This window comes from Peterkaempfera griseoplana (genome assembly GCF_001418575.1).
Classification (GTDB): Bacteria; Actinomycetota; Actinomycetes; order Streptomycetales; family Streptomycetaceae; genus Peterkaempfera; species Peterkaempfera griseoplana.
Genome location: NZ_LIQR01000033.1, coordinates 35,700 through 49,791, shown reverse-complemented (window position 1 = coordinate 49,791; position 14,092 = coordinate 35,700). Strand labels below are relative to the sequence as shown.

The following is a 14,092-nucleotide window of genomic DNA, read 5'->3' as shown; positions in this document are numbered from 1 at the left end:
TCCGACCGGGCGATCGCCCGGGCGTCGGGCCTGGGAGCCAAGACGGTGGCGGCCATCCGCCGCCGTTCGACTGACGCCGTGCCGCAGTTGAACGCACGGGTCGGCCGGGACGGCAGGGTCCGTCCGCTGAGCAGCGTCGAGGGACGGCAGCGGGCCGCCGAGGTGATGGCCGAACGCCCCGGGGCCTCGCTGCGCGAGGTCGCGCGGATCGCCGGGATCTCCCCGGCGACCGCCGGCGACGTCCGCCGGCGGCTGGAGTCCGGGGAGGCCCCGGCGGCGGGCAGGCCCGTCGCCGTCCGCCCCGACGACACCGCCCAGGTGGTGCCCCAGGTGCCGCGGCAGCGCAGCGGCCGTACGGGGGCGCTGCTGCCCCCGGACCCCGCCTCCGTCCTGGAGAAGCTGCTGCGGGACCCGTCGCTGCGCCACCGCGAGGAGGGGCGGCACCTGCTGCGGCTGCTGCAGCAGAACGCCATCGGCGCGCAGGAGTGGGCCGAACTGACCACCGCCGTGCCGCCGCACTGCGGGGCCCTGGTGGGACGCCTCGCCCGCCAGTACGCCGAGACCTGGATGGAGTTCGCCCAGGAACTCGACGAGCGTGTGCGTTCGATCAGCTGCGAGGCGGGTGTCGGCTGAGACGGGGCGGTGCCCCGTTGACATATCGGGTACGGCCGAGGGGTGGTCCGGGCGGGGTGCTGCCGCGGACCGCCCCTCGGTCATTCATTCCCGGCGTCCCGGAACTGTTGCGGCACATCGCCGTTGATTGCCGCACCCGTTACGGAGAACTCTGCCCGACCGGCCATGAGCCCGGCCTGAGTATTGATCGAAAGTGCGCCGCCGGGTCATAGTGCTTGCGAAGCACGTTTCTTGCGCCGGCTGGGCGGACGGGTCGCCGCCGGCGCCCTGGACTTCATGTTCGTCGGCACCTGGATTTCCAGGCCGTCCCATAGTGCTGGTTTCGCCTGGGGGAGGGGCGAAGAATGGCTGATGAGCTGAAGTTCCTGCGGGCGAACGTGATCGCCGAACCGCTGGTGGACAGGTTCTGCGCCTGGCTGCACACCGTCGCCCCGGTGCAGGCGGCGATGAATCTGGCGTTTCTGCAGCTGCCACTGCTGGAGTCGCATCCGCAGTCTCCGGGGAGCCCGCTCGCGGCGGACCTCGCCCCGGATGCCTACGGCGCCGACGCCGCCGGGGACCGCACCGCGCAGGTGCGCCGGCTGGCCGAGGGCATCAGACGCGACCGGGCCGGCATCCTGCGCTTCGCCGCAGCGGTCGCCGAGGGCCAGGAGATCCTGCGGCTGAACCCCGACGGCCCCGACCTGGGCTCGCTGCAGGCCAAACTGCCCGGTGAGCTGGGCGGCCTGGTCGAACTGGTGCACGACATCGACGGACAGGCGCAGATGCGCTTCCTGGAGCCGCTGGTCTACGCGGACCCGGTGTACGACGAGTCCCGGCAGTCGGTGCGGATCTCCCCCCGGACCGGCACCCGGCGGCCGGCCCCGCTGACCGCTCCGCACCTCGCCTCCCCACCGGGACTGGAGCTGAAGATCCCGCTGCGGCACCATGGACTCCAGGCGCTCTTCAGGACCCGGGTGCGCCCCGCCGCCCTCGGTCGGCTGCGCGAGGAGCTGGAACTCGGCGACGCCCAGGCGGGCCTGCTCTCCCGGCTGCTCACCGACCGGCCCGTCCTGCCGGAGGACCGGCACATCGACGGCGGCGGCCGCATCCGCTACTTCGGGCACGGCTGCCTGGTCCTCCAGACACCCGAAGCCGCCGTGATGACCGACCCCTTCGTCGGCGCGGCCGGCAGCACCGCGGATCACTTCACCCTGGACGACCTCCCCGACTTCGTCGACCTGGTGCTGATCAGCCACGGCCGCCACGACCGCACCGCCCTCGGGACACTGCTGCAACTGCGGGGCCGGATCGGCGCGGTCGTGGCACCGCGCTCCTCACGGGGCAACATCGCCGACCCGTCCGTGGGCCTGATGCTGAAGCAGCTCGGCTTCCCCGTCATCGAGGCGGACGACTTCGACACGGTGCCGTTCCTGGGCGGCAGGGTCACCGCCACTCCGTTCCTGAGCGGCGACGGCGCCCTGGACATCCGCGGCAGGTCCACCTACTGGATAGAACTGGCGGGAAGGAGGATCTTCACCGGAGCGGACTCCTCCGGTGCCGATCCCGTCCTCCACCGCCGCATCAGGGACCACCTGGGCGCGGCCGACCTGGCCTTCCTCGCCATGGAGCACGACGGGGCGACCCTCGGCGCCCACTGGCAGGCCCCGCTCACCGGGCCGGCGGCCGAGCAGCCGGGCGTCACCCGCGCGTGGTCCGGCCCCACCGCGGAGCAGACCGCCGAGGCCACGGCGGAGCTGGGGGCCGCGGAGGCGTATGTCTACGCCGCGGGGGAGGAGGGCCGGCCGAGCCGCGCCGGGGCCGCTCCACCGGGCGGGGGCACCTGCCCGGGTGCGCGGGTCGAGCAGTTCCTGACCTGCTGCGCGGGCCGCGGCGTCCGGGCCCGGCAGCTCGCCGGCCGGCGCGAGTGGCGCTGGTAGGAGAGGCCCCCGACCCGACCGGCATCCCCATCCGTCCTGGCCACCGTCTGCAGGAGGCACCTCCATGGCCGTGCGAGACATTGCGTATGCAGAGCTGTACACACGCGACAAAGTCGCGTCCGTCGATCACCTGGTCTCCTCCCTGGGCTTCACCCGGGTCGCGGACTCGGTGGCGGCGGACCGCAGTTCCGTGCTGCTGCGGCAGAACGACGTGCAACTGGTCGTCACCTCGGGCCGCGGCATCTGGCGGTTCCTGGACGAGCACGGCGACGGCATCGCCGTGCTCGCCATGACCTGTGACGACGTGCCGGACTCGGTGGCCGCGGCGGAGGCCGCCGGTGCCCGGCTGCTCGGCTCCGAGTACGGCAGCCCGGTGGTGTCGGGCTTCGGCGGTGTCACCCACACCCTCCTGCCGCACACCCGCAACCCCGCGGCCGAGCTGCCCGCCGGACGCCGGTGGCACGCCACCCCGGGCGCCCCCGAGCGGCCCGGCGGGCGGATCCGCAGCCTGGACCATCTGGAGATCTGCCTCGACGGCGGCGGCCTCACGGACTACGCCGGCCTCTGCCGCGACGGCTTCGGATTCACCCGACTCTCGTCCGCCCGGGAGGAGTTCGGGGAGCAGGCGATGGACTCGGTCGTCATGTGCGGGTCCTCCCCGCGGGCCACCCTCAGCCTGGTCGCCCCCGCCCCGGACCGCGAGCCCGGACAGCTGGACGCCTTCCTGGACCGCAACGGCGGCCCGGGGGTGCAGCGCCTCGCCTTCCTGGTCGACGACCTCCCCGCGGCCGCCCACGAGTTCCGGGACCGCGGCCTGGAGGTCCTCACGGTCCCGGACGCCGGCGACGGCACCCGGCCGGAGGGCCGCACCGCCCCCACCGAGGACCCCGCCGCGCCGGGGGGCGTGGGGATACCGGTCGACCACGACGGGTCCGGCTCCCTGCTGCGGCTCCTCAGCCGCTCGCCCTATGAGCGCAACACGCTGTCCTTCGAACTCGTCCAGCGCCGCGGCGCCCGCGGCCTCGGCAGCGCGGGCACCCGGGCCCTGTACGAAGCGGTGGAGCGCGATCGGCTGGCAGCCGGATGAGCCCGGCGGTCCCCGGGGGCGGCACGGCCCTCGCCCAGACGGCGCCGGCCGGGCGGCGGACGGCGGATGCCCGGCCGCTGCGCAAGGAGGAGCTGCACGGCAGCCTCTCCCATCCGGTGCTGGACACCATGAACTTCCTCAACGAGGTCACCCACCGCTATCCCGAGGCGATCTCCTTCGCGCCCGGCCGGCCGTACGACGGCTTCTTCGAGACCGAGCAGGTCTTCGAGTACCTCCGCCGCTACCTGGACCATCTGGAGGAGAGCGGCCACTCGCCCGAGCGGATACGGGACGCGCTCTTCCAGTACGGCCCGACCGGCGGCAGGATCCGGGAGCTGATCGCCGACTCGCTCCGCCTCGACGAGGACATCGACGTACCCGCCGAGTCCGTCGTGGTCACCGTCGGCTGCCAGGAGGCGATGCTCCTCGCGGTGCGGGCGCTGATCGCGGGGCCGCAGGACGTGCTGCTGGTCTCCAGCCCCTGCTATGTGGGCATCACAGGCGCGGCCCGGCTGCTCGACATCGACCTCACCGCGGTCACCGAGCGGGAGGACGGATTCCGCTGCGCCGACCTGGAGGCGGCGATCGAGGCCGAGCGGGCCAGGGGCCGCCGTCCGCGGGCCTTCTACGTCATCCCCGACCACTCCAACCCCTCCGGCGCGACCATGCCCCTGGAGACCCGCCGGGAGCTGCTCGAACTGGCCGCCCGGCAGGACATCCTGCTGCTGGAGGACAGCCCCTACCGGATGGTCAGCCCCGGGCGGCAGCTGCCCACCCTCAAGGCGCTCGACCGGGAGCACCGGGTGGTCCATCTGGGATCGCTCTCCAAGACCCTCTTCCCCGGGGCCCGCGTGGGGTTCGCCGTCGCCGACCAGCCCGTCGTCGGCGCCGACGGCACCACCGGGCTGCTCGCGGACGAACTCGTCAAGATCAAGAGCATGGTGACGGTGAACACCTCCCCGATCAGCCAGGCCGTGGTGGCCGGCATGCTGCTCGCCGCGGGGGGCCGCACCTCGGAACTCAACGTCCGGACGTCCGCCTACTACGGGGACGCGATGGAGGCCACCCTCCAGCAGCTGGAGCAGTCCCTCCCGGCGGACCTGCGGACCGCCCTCGGGGTGCGCTGGAACCGGCCCAGCGGCGGCTTCTTCCTGGCCGTCACCGTCCCCTTCCGCGCCGACAACGCCGCACTCAGGCGCTCGGCCGAGGAGTTCGGCGTCATCTGGACGCCCATGTCGTACTTCTATCCCGACGGCGGCGGAGAGCACGCGATCCGGCTGTCCGTCAGCTATCTGACCCGCGCCGAGATCACCGACGGGATCGGGCGGCTGGTGCGCTTCATCCGGTCCGAGGCGCGGACCCCGCAACCACCACACCACACCACGGAAGGCTGACCAGGCATGCTGACGACAGTGCGGCTCATCCGCAGCAAGGCCCGCTCATGGGGGTGGACATTCCGATGACCGCCATGAGCCCCGCGGGCACCGCCCTCCTGGACCCTCCGGAGCCCGAGGGGAGGAAGACCGCCACCGCCGCCCGGATCGTCGGAGTGGGCACCGCCAACAGTGGGGAGTCCTACTCGCAGCGGGAACTGCTCGACATCTTCCGGATCACCGACCCCCGGGTCCGCTCGGTCTTCCTCAACAGCGCCATCGACCGCCGCTTCGTCACCGTCCCGCCCCAGGACGCCGACGGTGCCCGCCTCCCCGAGGCCCAGGGCGAACTGCTCGCCAAGCACCGCCGGCTCGCGCTGTCGATGGGCGCCGACGCCGTCCGGGCCTGCCTGGAGCGCTCCGGACTCGAACTCGCCGACATCGACTATCTGTGCTGCACCACCACCACCGGCTTCCTCACCCCCGGCCTGAGCGCCCACCTGATCCGTGAGATGGGGATCCGGCCCAGGACCAGCAGGGTCGACGTCGTCGGCATGGGCTGCAACGCCGGCCTCAACGCCCTCAACGCCACCGCCGGCTGGGCCGTCGCCAACCCCGGCAAGGTCGCCGTGCTGCTCTGCGCCGAGGCCTGCTCCGCGGCCTATGTGATCGACGGGACCATGCGCACCGCCGTGGTGAACAGCCTCTTCGGCGACGGCGCCGCAGCCGTCGCCCTGGTCGCCGACCCGCCGGACACCGCCTACGCTCCCGCGGACGTGCCGCCGGCCCCCGGCGGCCCCCGGATCCTGGGCTTCGCCAGTCATCTGATCACCGACGCCATCGACGCCATGCGCTACGACTGGGACGACGACCAGGGGAAGTTCAGCTTCTACCTCGACCCGCACGTCCCCTATGTGGTTGGCGCCAACGCAGAGCAGGTCGTCGACCGCCTGCTGTCCGGAGCGGGACTGCGCCGCAGCGACATCGGCCACTGGCTGGTGCACTCCGGCGGCAAGAAGGTCATTGACGCGGTCCGGGTCAACCTCGGACTCACCCGGCACGACGTACGGCACACCACCGGGGTGCTGCGCGACTACGGCAATCTCTCGAGCGGATCGTTCCTGTTCTCCTATGAGCGCCTGCTCCAGGAGAGCGTCGTCAGGGCCGGCGACTACGGCGTGATGATGACCATGGGACCCGGCTCGACCATCGAAACGGCGCTTGTCCAATGGTGACGGAGGACCGGATGAAGGACGCACTGGACGGGACGGCGGCCGGCGAGTGGCAGCCCGGCGAGGGTGAGCTGCTGCTCCGGATCGACGGCCGGCAGCCGCTGTCCGCCGACCGGGTGGCGGCGGTGGCCGCCGTCTGCGACAGCGCCGAGGACCTGGCCGGGCAGGCCAGGGTGATCGTCCAGGTCTCCGGCACCCCCGAGGGCCCGTGGACCGACGACCTCACCGTCGCACTGGTGAGCAAGTGGGAGCGCGCCCTGCGCCGTCTGGAGCGGCTGCCCGCGACGGTGATCGCCATCGCCGACGGCGACTGCGGCGGACCGGCCCTGGACGCCCTCCTCGCCACCGACTACCGCATCGCCACCGGCACCGTACGGCTGATGCTGCCCGTCGGCGACGACGCCACCTGGCCCGGTATGGCGCTCTACCGGCTCGCCAACCAGGGCGCCAACGCGGCCGCGATCCGCCGGGCCGTACTCTTCGGCGCCCCCGTGTCCGCGGCCGAGGCACGTGCGCTGCACCTGGTCGACGAGCTCAGCGACGACCTCGCCGGGGCCTTCACGGCGGCCGCAGGCCTCACCGGAGCGCTCTCCGGTACCGAACTGGCCATCCGGCGGCAGCTGCTCTTCGACGCCGCCACGACCAGCTTCGACGAGGCGCTGGGCGTCCACCTGGCCGCCTGCGACCGTGCTCTGCGCCGCGCCTCCGCCGGGGCCGCGCGGTGATGACAACCGACGTGATCCCCACCGAAGCGGCGGCCCCCGCGACGGGCGTCCCGGCCGTGCACCGGGACCTGGCGCAGGCCCGGGCCACGGTCGCCCGGGTCGCGGCGCAGACCGCCGGGCTGCTGGCCGGCCTGCCCGGCCCCCCGCAGCGCACCGCCGAGCAGCATGCGGCGGCCGCCGCCGCCAACGACGCCGCCCGCACCCTGCGCTGCGCCTTCCTGGACACCCATGGGGACGCCGTCTACGACGAGCTGACCGACGGCCGCTCCCGCAGCCTCCGGCTGCCGGAGCTGGCCGAGGCGGCCGCCACGGCGTTCCCCGGGCTGGTGCCGACCACCGCCGCGCTGGAGGAGGAGCGGTCCAGGCCGCAGGCCGCCAAGGAGGGCCATGAGATCGACCAGGGCATCTTCTTCAGCCGGGTGCTGAGCTCCCCACTGGCGGGACCCCATCTGCTGGACGCCATGCTGCGCCCCACGCCACGCGCCCTCGGGCTGCTTCCGGAGTTCACCCGCACCGGCCGGCTGGACCTGGGCTCGGTGCGGCTGGAACGCAGCGACGGCGTGGCGCGGCTGACCATGTGCCGTGACGACTGCCTGAACGCCGAGGACAACCGGCAGATCGAGGACATGGAGACCGCCGTCGACCTGGCGCTGCTCGACCCGGCCGTCGAGGTCGGCCTGCTGCGCGGCGGCGAGATGAACCATCCGCGCTACCGGGGCCGGCGGGTGTTCAGCGCCGGCATCAACCTCAAGTCCTTGCACGGCGGCGGGATCTCGCTGGTCGACTTCCTGCTGCGGCGGGAGCTGGGCTACATCCACAAGCTGCAGCGCGGCATCGTGCTGGACGAGGGCGCCGCCTGGCGGTCCCGTACCCGGGAGAAGCCGTGGGTCGCCGTGGTGGACTCCTTCGCCATCGGCGGCGGGGCCCAGCTGCTGCTGGTCTTCGACCGTGTGCTGGCCGCGTCCGACGCCTACTTCAGCCTTCCCGCGGCTAAGGAGGGCATCATCCCGGGTGCGTCCAACTTCCGGCTCACCCGGGCCGCCGGCAGCAGGCTGTCGCGCCAGGTCATCCTGGACGGCCGCCGGGTGTGGGCGACCGAGCCGGAGGCCCGGCTGCTGGTGGACGAGGTCCATGAGCCGGAGCGGCTCGACGAGGCCGCGGAACGGAGCGTCGACCGCCTCCGGGGGCCCGCGGTGCTGGCCAACCGGCGGATGCTCAACCTCGCGGAGGAGTCCCCCGACGAGTTCCGCCGCTACATGGCCGAGTTCGCGCTGCAGCAGGCGCTGCGACTGTACAGCGAGGATGTGATCAACAAGGTCGGCCGCTTCTCCGCCGGGAAGCAGGTGCAGCAGCAGTGAGCGGCGACGGCGAACCCCGTGTGCGGTACGAGAAGAGGGACCGGATCGCGCACGTCACGCTCAACCGGCCAGCCGTGCTCAATGCGATGGATCTGCGGATGCACCAGGAGCTGGCCGAGGTCTGGGACGACGTCGAGGCCGACGACGGCATCAGGGTCGCGGTGCTGACCGGCGCAGGCGACCGTGCCTTCTCGGTCGGGCAGGACCTGCGCGAGCGGGCCCGGCGCGATCAGGACGGGGTGCCGCCCTCGACCTTCGGCAGCCGAGGCCAGCCCGGCTGGCCGCGGCTGACCGAGCGGTTCGACCTCTCCAAGCCGGTGGTGGCCCGAGTGCACGGCTACGCCCTCGGCGGCGGTTTCGAACTCGCCCTCGCCTGCGACCTGATCATCGCCTCCGACCAGGCGGTGTTCGCCCTGCCGGAGGCCGGGCTGGGCCTGGTCGCCGGCGCGGGCGGGGTCTTCCGTCTGGCCCGCCAGCTGCCGCTGAAGATCGCCATGGGGTATCTGCTGACCGGGCGGCGGATGGGCGCCGACGAGGCGCAGCGGCTGGGCCTGGTCAACCAGGTGGTGCCCGCGGACCGGCTCGACGACTGTGTCGCCGAGTGGACCGACAGCCTGCTGCGCAGCGCCCCGCTGGCGGTCCGGGCCATCAAGGAGGCGGTGATGCGCTCGCTGGACATGCCGCTGGAGGAGGCGTTCGACGCCGAGTTCCGGTGGGAGCAGAAGCGCCGGCACAGCCAGGACGCCGTCGAGGGCCCCCGGGCCTTCGCCGAGGGGCGCGAACCGGTGTGGCGGGGCTGCTGAGCAGACCGTCCGGTACGGCGCCGCGGCGCCGCGCCGCCGTACCGGACGGGCACCGGGCGCGGGCGGGGTGCACTCCCGGGCGGCTGCCGCGTTACGATCCGGCCTAGGTGTCGGGCAAGGGGCCCGATGTGTTCTGGGGGTTGTTGTGGTTGCTGGTCGTGTGGTGCGGTTCGACGGCGCACGGGGTTATGGGTTCATCGCCCCCGACCACGGCGGGGAGGATGTCTTCCTGCATGTGAACGACATGTTGATCCCGGAGGCGTATGTGCGCTCCGGACTGGCGGTCGAGTTCGAGGTCGAGGACGGTGACCGCGGGCTGAAGGCGCTGGCGGTACGCCTCGCCAAGGGGCCCGACGGGAACCCGCTGACGCCGCCGCTGATGGCCGCTCCGGCGGCCGCGCCCGCGGTCTCCCGGCAGGTCGACGGGGAGGACCCCATGTGCGACGTGCTCACCGCGGAGGAGTGCACCACGGATGTGACCGAACTGCTGCTGCGGGCGGCTCCGGCACTGACCGGGGAGCAGATCGTGCGGATCCGCCGGGAGCTGGTGCAGTTCGCCAAGTCGCACGGCTGGGTCGAGGGCTGAGAGGCAGGGGCCGGTCCGGTCCCGGGCGGACACGGGTCCGCCGGACACCGGACCGGCCCCGCCGGCGTCAGGGCCCGTCCGACGGTTCGTGCCGGGCCGGGATCGCCGGAGAGGACGCCTGGCCCGCCCGGGGGCGGCCGGGGCCGGTGATCAGGAAGACGGCCGCCGCCGCCAGACACAGGAAGCCCGCGGCGCCGGGGGCCGGGACGGCGGGTCCCTGGGGAGCCGGGCGGAGCCAGTGGTCCGGTGGGACGGGCCCTAGAACATTCCATTGGTGTTGCGGGCGTCGTCGGGGACGGGCTGCATCACGTCCCAGTGCTCGACGATCCTGCCGCCCTCGAACCGGAAGATGTCGACGATGGCGGTGCCCCGCTGCCCCGGGATGCGCACCCCGTGCACATGGGCGATGACATGGTCGCCCTCGGCGAAGAGCCGGCGGACGTCGGCGCGCAGGTCGGGGAAGTTCTCGCGCAGGGAGTCGAGAAAGTCCCTGAAGCCCTCGACGCCGTCGGCGATCAGCGGGTTGTGCTGCACATAGCGGTCGCCGATCAGCTCCGATGCGGCGGCGAAGTCCTTGCGGTTGAGGGCGGCCTCGTAGAAGGCCAGCACGGTCTGCTTGTGCTGCTCCAGCTGTGCGGACGAAACGGACATGGTGCGGCTCCCGGACGGGTGAGAGTGCCGACGAATGACTGAAAGGCTGTAGTGCTACAGCTGTAGTGTCAACTGTCGTCCGACGGTCCGTCAACTGGTTCGGCCCGCAGGACGGTGGGCACCTCCCCGCCGCCCGACCGGCGCCGGAGTCCGCCGAACCCCCGGACGAGGCGCGACGACCCGGCGGGCAGGGGCGGATCAACCACCGGTCTTCGGCCCGGTCCGCGCGGCTCCGCACGTCCGGGCCCGTACACCCGGGCCGTAAGCCCGGCTCCGTCCGTCCGGGCCGATCGGCCCGTCCGGGCAGCCCGGCCCCCGGCCGTCAAGATGGCGCCAAGATTGACCCTCCCCGGCCCCCCAGCAGGCCGAGGCGCATTTCCCGGCCGTACGCTCGGGGCGGCGGGCAGCGCGGCTGTCCGCAGGTCGGCGGAAAATCGGGACTGGCACACATGGCGCGCGGCAGGCTGCGGATCTACCTCGGGGCGGCACCCGGAGTGGGCAAGACCTACGCCATGCTCTGCGAGGCGCACCGCCGGGTCGCCCGCGGCGCCGACCTGGTGATCGGCTTCGTCGAGGACCACGGCCGCCCCCACACCAGGGAACTGCTCGCCGGCCTGGAGACGGTGCCCCGGCGGCGGCTGGAGTACCGCGGCGCCTCCTTCACCGAGCTGGACCTGGACGCCGTACTGGCCCGCCGGCCCGCCCTGGCGCTGGTGGACGAACTGGCGCACACCAATGTCCCGGGCAGCCGCAACGCCAAACGGTGGCAGGACGTCGAGGCGCTGCTGGAAGCCGGCATCGACGTGGTCTCCACCGTCAACATCCAGCACCTGGAGTCGCTGGGCGACGTGGTGGAGGGCATCACCGGGGTGCGGCAGCGGGAGACCGTCCCCGACGAGGTGGTCCGCCGCGCCGACCAGATCGAGCTGATCGACATGTCGCCCGAGGCGCTGCGCCGCCGTCTGGCGCACGGCAACGTCTATGCGTCGGACAAGGTGGACGCCGCGCTGTCGCACTACTTCCGGCCCGGCAATCTGACCGCGCTGCGCGAGCTGGCGCTGCTGTGGACCGCGGACCGGGTGGACGAGTACCTGCGGCGATACCGGGCCGAGCATCGCATCGCGGCCACCTGGCAGGCCCGGGAGCGGATCGTGGTGGGGCTCACCGGCGGCCCCGAGGGCGCCACGCTGATCCGGCGGGCCGCCAGGATCGCCGCCAAGGGGTCGGGCAGTGAACTGCTGGCCGTGCACATCGTGCGGTCCGACGGCCTGGCCGGCGTCTCCCCCGGGGAGCTCGCCGAGCAGCGGCGCCTGGTGGAGGACCTCGGCGGCAGCTACCACTCGGTGCTGGGCGGCGACGTCCCCACCGCGCTGCTGGACTTCGCCCGCGGCGCCGACGCCACCCAGATCGTGCTGGGCTCCAGCCGCCGACGCGCCTGGCAGTACGTCCTCGGCCCCGGCGTGGGCGCCACGGTGGCTCGCGAGTCCGGGGACATCGACGTCCACATCGTCACCCATGAGCACGCCGCGGGCGGCCGCCCCCGGCTGCCCGGACGGCTGCCGGTCAAGCTGGGACGGGTCCGCGCGGCCTCCGGCTGGCTGCTCGGCTGCGGCGGTCCGCCGCTGCTGACCCTGCTGCTGACCCGGGCGTCAGGGAACCCCGGACTGCCCACCGCGCTGCTGCTCTTCCTCACCCTCACGGTGGGGGCGGCGCTGGCCGGCGGGGTCTTCCCGGCGATCGCCGCCGCGCTGCTGGGGTCGCTGCTGCTCAACTACTACTTCGCACCGCCCACCCACACCCTCACCGTCTCCGACCCGCAGAACCTGCTGGCCCTGGTGGTGTACGTCGCCGTGGGCATCTCGGTGGCCTCGGTGGTGGACCTGGCGGCCCGCAGGGCGCAACAGGCGGCCCGCAGCCGGGCGGAGGCCGAGACCCTGAGCCATCTGGCCGGCAGCGCGATGCAGGGCGAGGACACCCTGCCCGCGCTGCTGGAACGGGTGCGGGAGACCTTCCAGACCGAGTCCGCCGCGCTGCTGGAGCGCTCCGGTGACCGCGGCGCCTGGCAACGGGTGGCCGGGGCCGGACCGCGTCCGGCGGCGCGGCCCGAGGACGCCGAGGTGGACGTCCCGGTGGGGGAGCGGCTGACGCTGGCACTCAGCGGCCGGGTGCTGCCCGCCGAGGACCGCCGGGTACTGGGCGCCTTCGCCGCCCAGGCCGCGGCGGTCCTGGAACGGCAGCGGCTCGCCGCGCAGGCCGCCGACGCCCGTCGGCTGGCCGAGGGCAACCGCATCCGCACCGCGCTGCTCGCCGCCGTCTCGCACGATCTGCGCACCCCGCTGTCCGGGATCAAGGCCTCGGTCAGCTCGCTGCGCTCCGACGAGGTGGAGTGGGACGCCGAGGACGAGGCCGAGCTGCTGGCCGGGATCGAGGAGGGCGCGGACCGGCTGGACCACCTGATCGGCAACCTGCTGGACATGAGCCGGCTGCAGACCGGCACCGTGGCCCCGCTGACGCGGCCGGTCGACCTGGAGGAGGTCGTCCCGGCGGCGCTGGTGGGGGTGGAGCCGGGCGCGGTGCAGCTGAGTTCCGCCGAGGGGCTGCCGCTGGTCCTCGCCGACGCGGGGCTGCTGGAGCGGGCCGTCGCCAACGTGGTCGAGAACGCGGTCAAGTACAGCCCGCCCGGTGTGCCGGTGGTGGTCCGCGCCGACATGCTGCGGCTGCCCGAGGGCGACCGGGTGGAACTGCGGGTGACCGACCGCGGCCCGGGGATCCCCGACAGTGCCAAGGAACGGGTCTTCGAACCCTTCCAGCGGTACGGCGACGCGCCCCGCGGGGCCGGCGTCGGCCTCGGTCTGGCGGTGGCCCGCGGCTTCACCGAGGCCGCCGACGGCCGGCTGACCGCGGAGGACACCCCCGGCGGCGGCCTGACCATGGTCTTCTCCCTTCCGGTGGCCGGGCCCGCGCCCGCCTCCGACGACCCCGACCGCAGGCGAAAGGCAGCGCACACCCCATGACCCGGGTCCTTGTGGTGGACGACGAACCGCAGCTCATCCGTGCCCTGGTGATCAACCTCAAGGCCCGCAAGTACGAGGTGGACGCCGCCCAGGACGGGGCGGGCGCCCTGCGACTGGCCGCGGCCCGTCCGCCGGACGTGGTGGTCCTCGACCTCGGGCTGCCCGACATGGACGGCGCCGACGTGATCCGCGGCCTGCGCGGCTGGACCAGGGTGCCCATCATCGTGCTCTCCGCCCGGCACTCCTCCGACGAGAAGGTCCAGGCCCTGGACGCCGGAGCGGACGACTACGTCACCAAGCCCTTCGGCATGGACGAGCTGCTGGCCCGGCTGCGTGCGGCCGTGCGCCGCGCCGAACCGGTCACCGGTCCCGGTGAGGGCGCCGTCGTCGCCACCGACACCTTCACCGTGGACCTGGCCGCCAAGAAGGTCCGCCGGGACGAGGCGGACGTCCGCCTGACCCCCACCGAGTGGCATCTGCTGGAGGTCCTGGTCCGCAACCGGGGCCGGCTGGTCGGCCAGACCCAGCTGCTCCAGGAGGTGTGGGGGCCCGCCTACCGCACGGAGACCAACTATCTGCGGGTCTACATGGCCCAGCTGCGCCGCAAGCTGGAGGCCGACCCCTCCAGGCCCCGGCACTTCGTCACCGAGCCGGGCATGGGCTACCGCTTCGAGCCGTAGCCGTAGCCGTAGCCGTAGCCGTAGCCGTCGC

At 73.4% G+C, this 14,092-nt stretch carries 12 protein-coding genes; 11 read left to right on the top strand and 1 reads right to left on the bottom strand.

What is annotated here, in order from left to right:
* The 9 genes from AOK09_RS02635 to AOK09_RS02595 form a co-directional block, all read left to right on the top strand.
* A partial coding sequence (locus AOK09_RS02635) for a hypothetical protein (RefSeq protein WP_055585443.1) occupies positions 1-633 on the top strand: 633 nt, incomplete at its 5' end.
* 344 nt (positions 634-977) lie between these two features.
* Entirely contained in the window at positions 978-2,552 is a 1,575-nt protein-coding gene (locus tag AOK09_RS02630; protein ID WP_063795811.1) for an MBL fold metallo-hydrolase, read from the top strand.
* Between the two features lie 64 nt (positions 2,553-2,616).
* Positions 2,617-3,639 carry a VOC family protein gene (locus tag AOK09_RS02625; protein WP_055585442.1) on the top strand — a complete coding sequence of 341 codons (1,023 nt, stop codon included), beginning with the start codon at positions 2,617-2,619 and terminating at the stop codon, positions 3,637-3,639.
* Positions 3,636-5,033 (top strand): aminotransferase-like domain-containing protein, encoded by a 1,398-nt coding sequence (locus AOK09_RS02620; RefSeq protein WP_407675333.1) that lies wholly within the window; start codon positions 3,636-3,638, stop codon positions 5,031-5,033. Before AOK09_RS02625 ends, AOK09_RS02620 begins: the two co-directional genes overlap by 4 nt.
* A 74-nt stretch (positions 5,034-5,107) precedes the next feature.
* Positions 5,108-6,247 (top strand): 3,5-dihydroxyphenylacetyl-CoA synthase DpgA, encoded by a 1,140-nt coding sequence (gene dpgA, locus AOK09_RS02615; RefSeq protein WP_107101210.1) that lies wholly within the window; start codon positions 5,108-5,110, stop codon positions 6,245-6,247.
* 11 nt (positions 6,248-6,258) lie between these two features.
* Positions 6,259-6,969 (top strand): enoyl-CoA-hydratase DpgB, encoded by a 711-nt coding sequence (gene dpgB, locus AOK09_RS02610; RefSeq protein WP_055585441.1) that lies wholly within the window; start codon positions 6,259-6,261, stop codon positions 6,967-6,969.
* An 11-nt stretch (positions 6,970-6,980) separates the two neighbouring features.
* Positions 6,981-8,327, top strand: a complete 1,347-nt coding sequence (gene dpgC / locus AOK09_RS02605; protein ID WP_407675332.1) for a (3,5-dihydroxyphenyl)acetyl-CoA 1,2-dioxygenase DpgC — start codon at positions 6,981-6,983, stop codon at positions 8,325-8,327.
* Positions 8,324-9,130: an enoyl-CoA-hydratase DpgD gene (gene dpgD / locus AOK09_RS02600; protein WP_055585440.1), complete on the top strand. Its 807-nt coding sequence runs from the start codon at positions 8,324-8,326 to the stop codon at positions 9,128-9,130. Before dpgC ends, dpgD begins: the two co-directional genes overlap by 4 nt.
* A gap of 145 nt (positions 9,131-9,275) precedes the next feature.
* Positions 9,276-9,716, top strand: a complete 441-nt coding sequence (locus tag AOK09_RS02595; RefSeq protein ID WP_055585439.1) for a cold-shock protein — start codon at positions 9,276-9,278, stop codon at positions 9,714-9,716.
* A 258-nt stretch (positions 9,717-9,974) separates the two neighbouring features.
* Here AOK09_RS02595 and AOK09_RS02590 read toward each other — a convergent pair whose 3' ends face one another.
* The gene (locus AOK09_RS02590; RefSeq protein WP_055585438.1) at positions 9,975-10,367 is read right to left on the bottom strand and encodes a nuclear transport factor 2 family protein; all 393 of its coding nucleotides are present in this window, start codon (positions 10,365-10,367) and stop codon (positions 9,975-9,977) included.
* Positions 10,368-10,816: 449 nt separating this feature from the next.
* Between AOK09_RS02590 and AOK09_RS02585 the strand changes: the two genes are divergently transcribed.
* The gene (locus tag AOK09_RS02585) at positions 10,817-13,381 is read left to right on the top strand and encodes a sensor histidine kinase (RefSeq protein WP_055585437.1); all 2,565 of its coding nucleotides are present in this window, start codon (positions 10,817-10,819) and stop codon (positions 13,379-13,381) included.
* Positions 13,378-14,061 (top strand): response regulator, encoded by a 684-nt coding sequence (locus tag AOK09_RS02580; protein ID WP_055585436.1) that lies wholly within the window; start codon positions 13,378-13,380, stop codon positions 14,059-14,061. Before AOK09_RS02585 ends, AOK09_RS02580 begins: the two co-directional genes overlap by 4 nt.
* Positions 14,062-14,092: the final 31 nt, after the last annotated feature.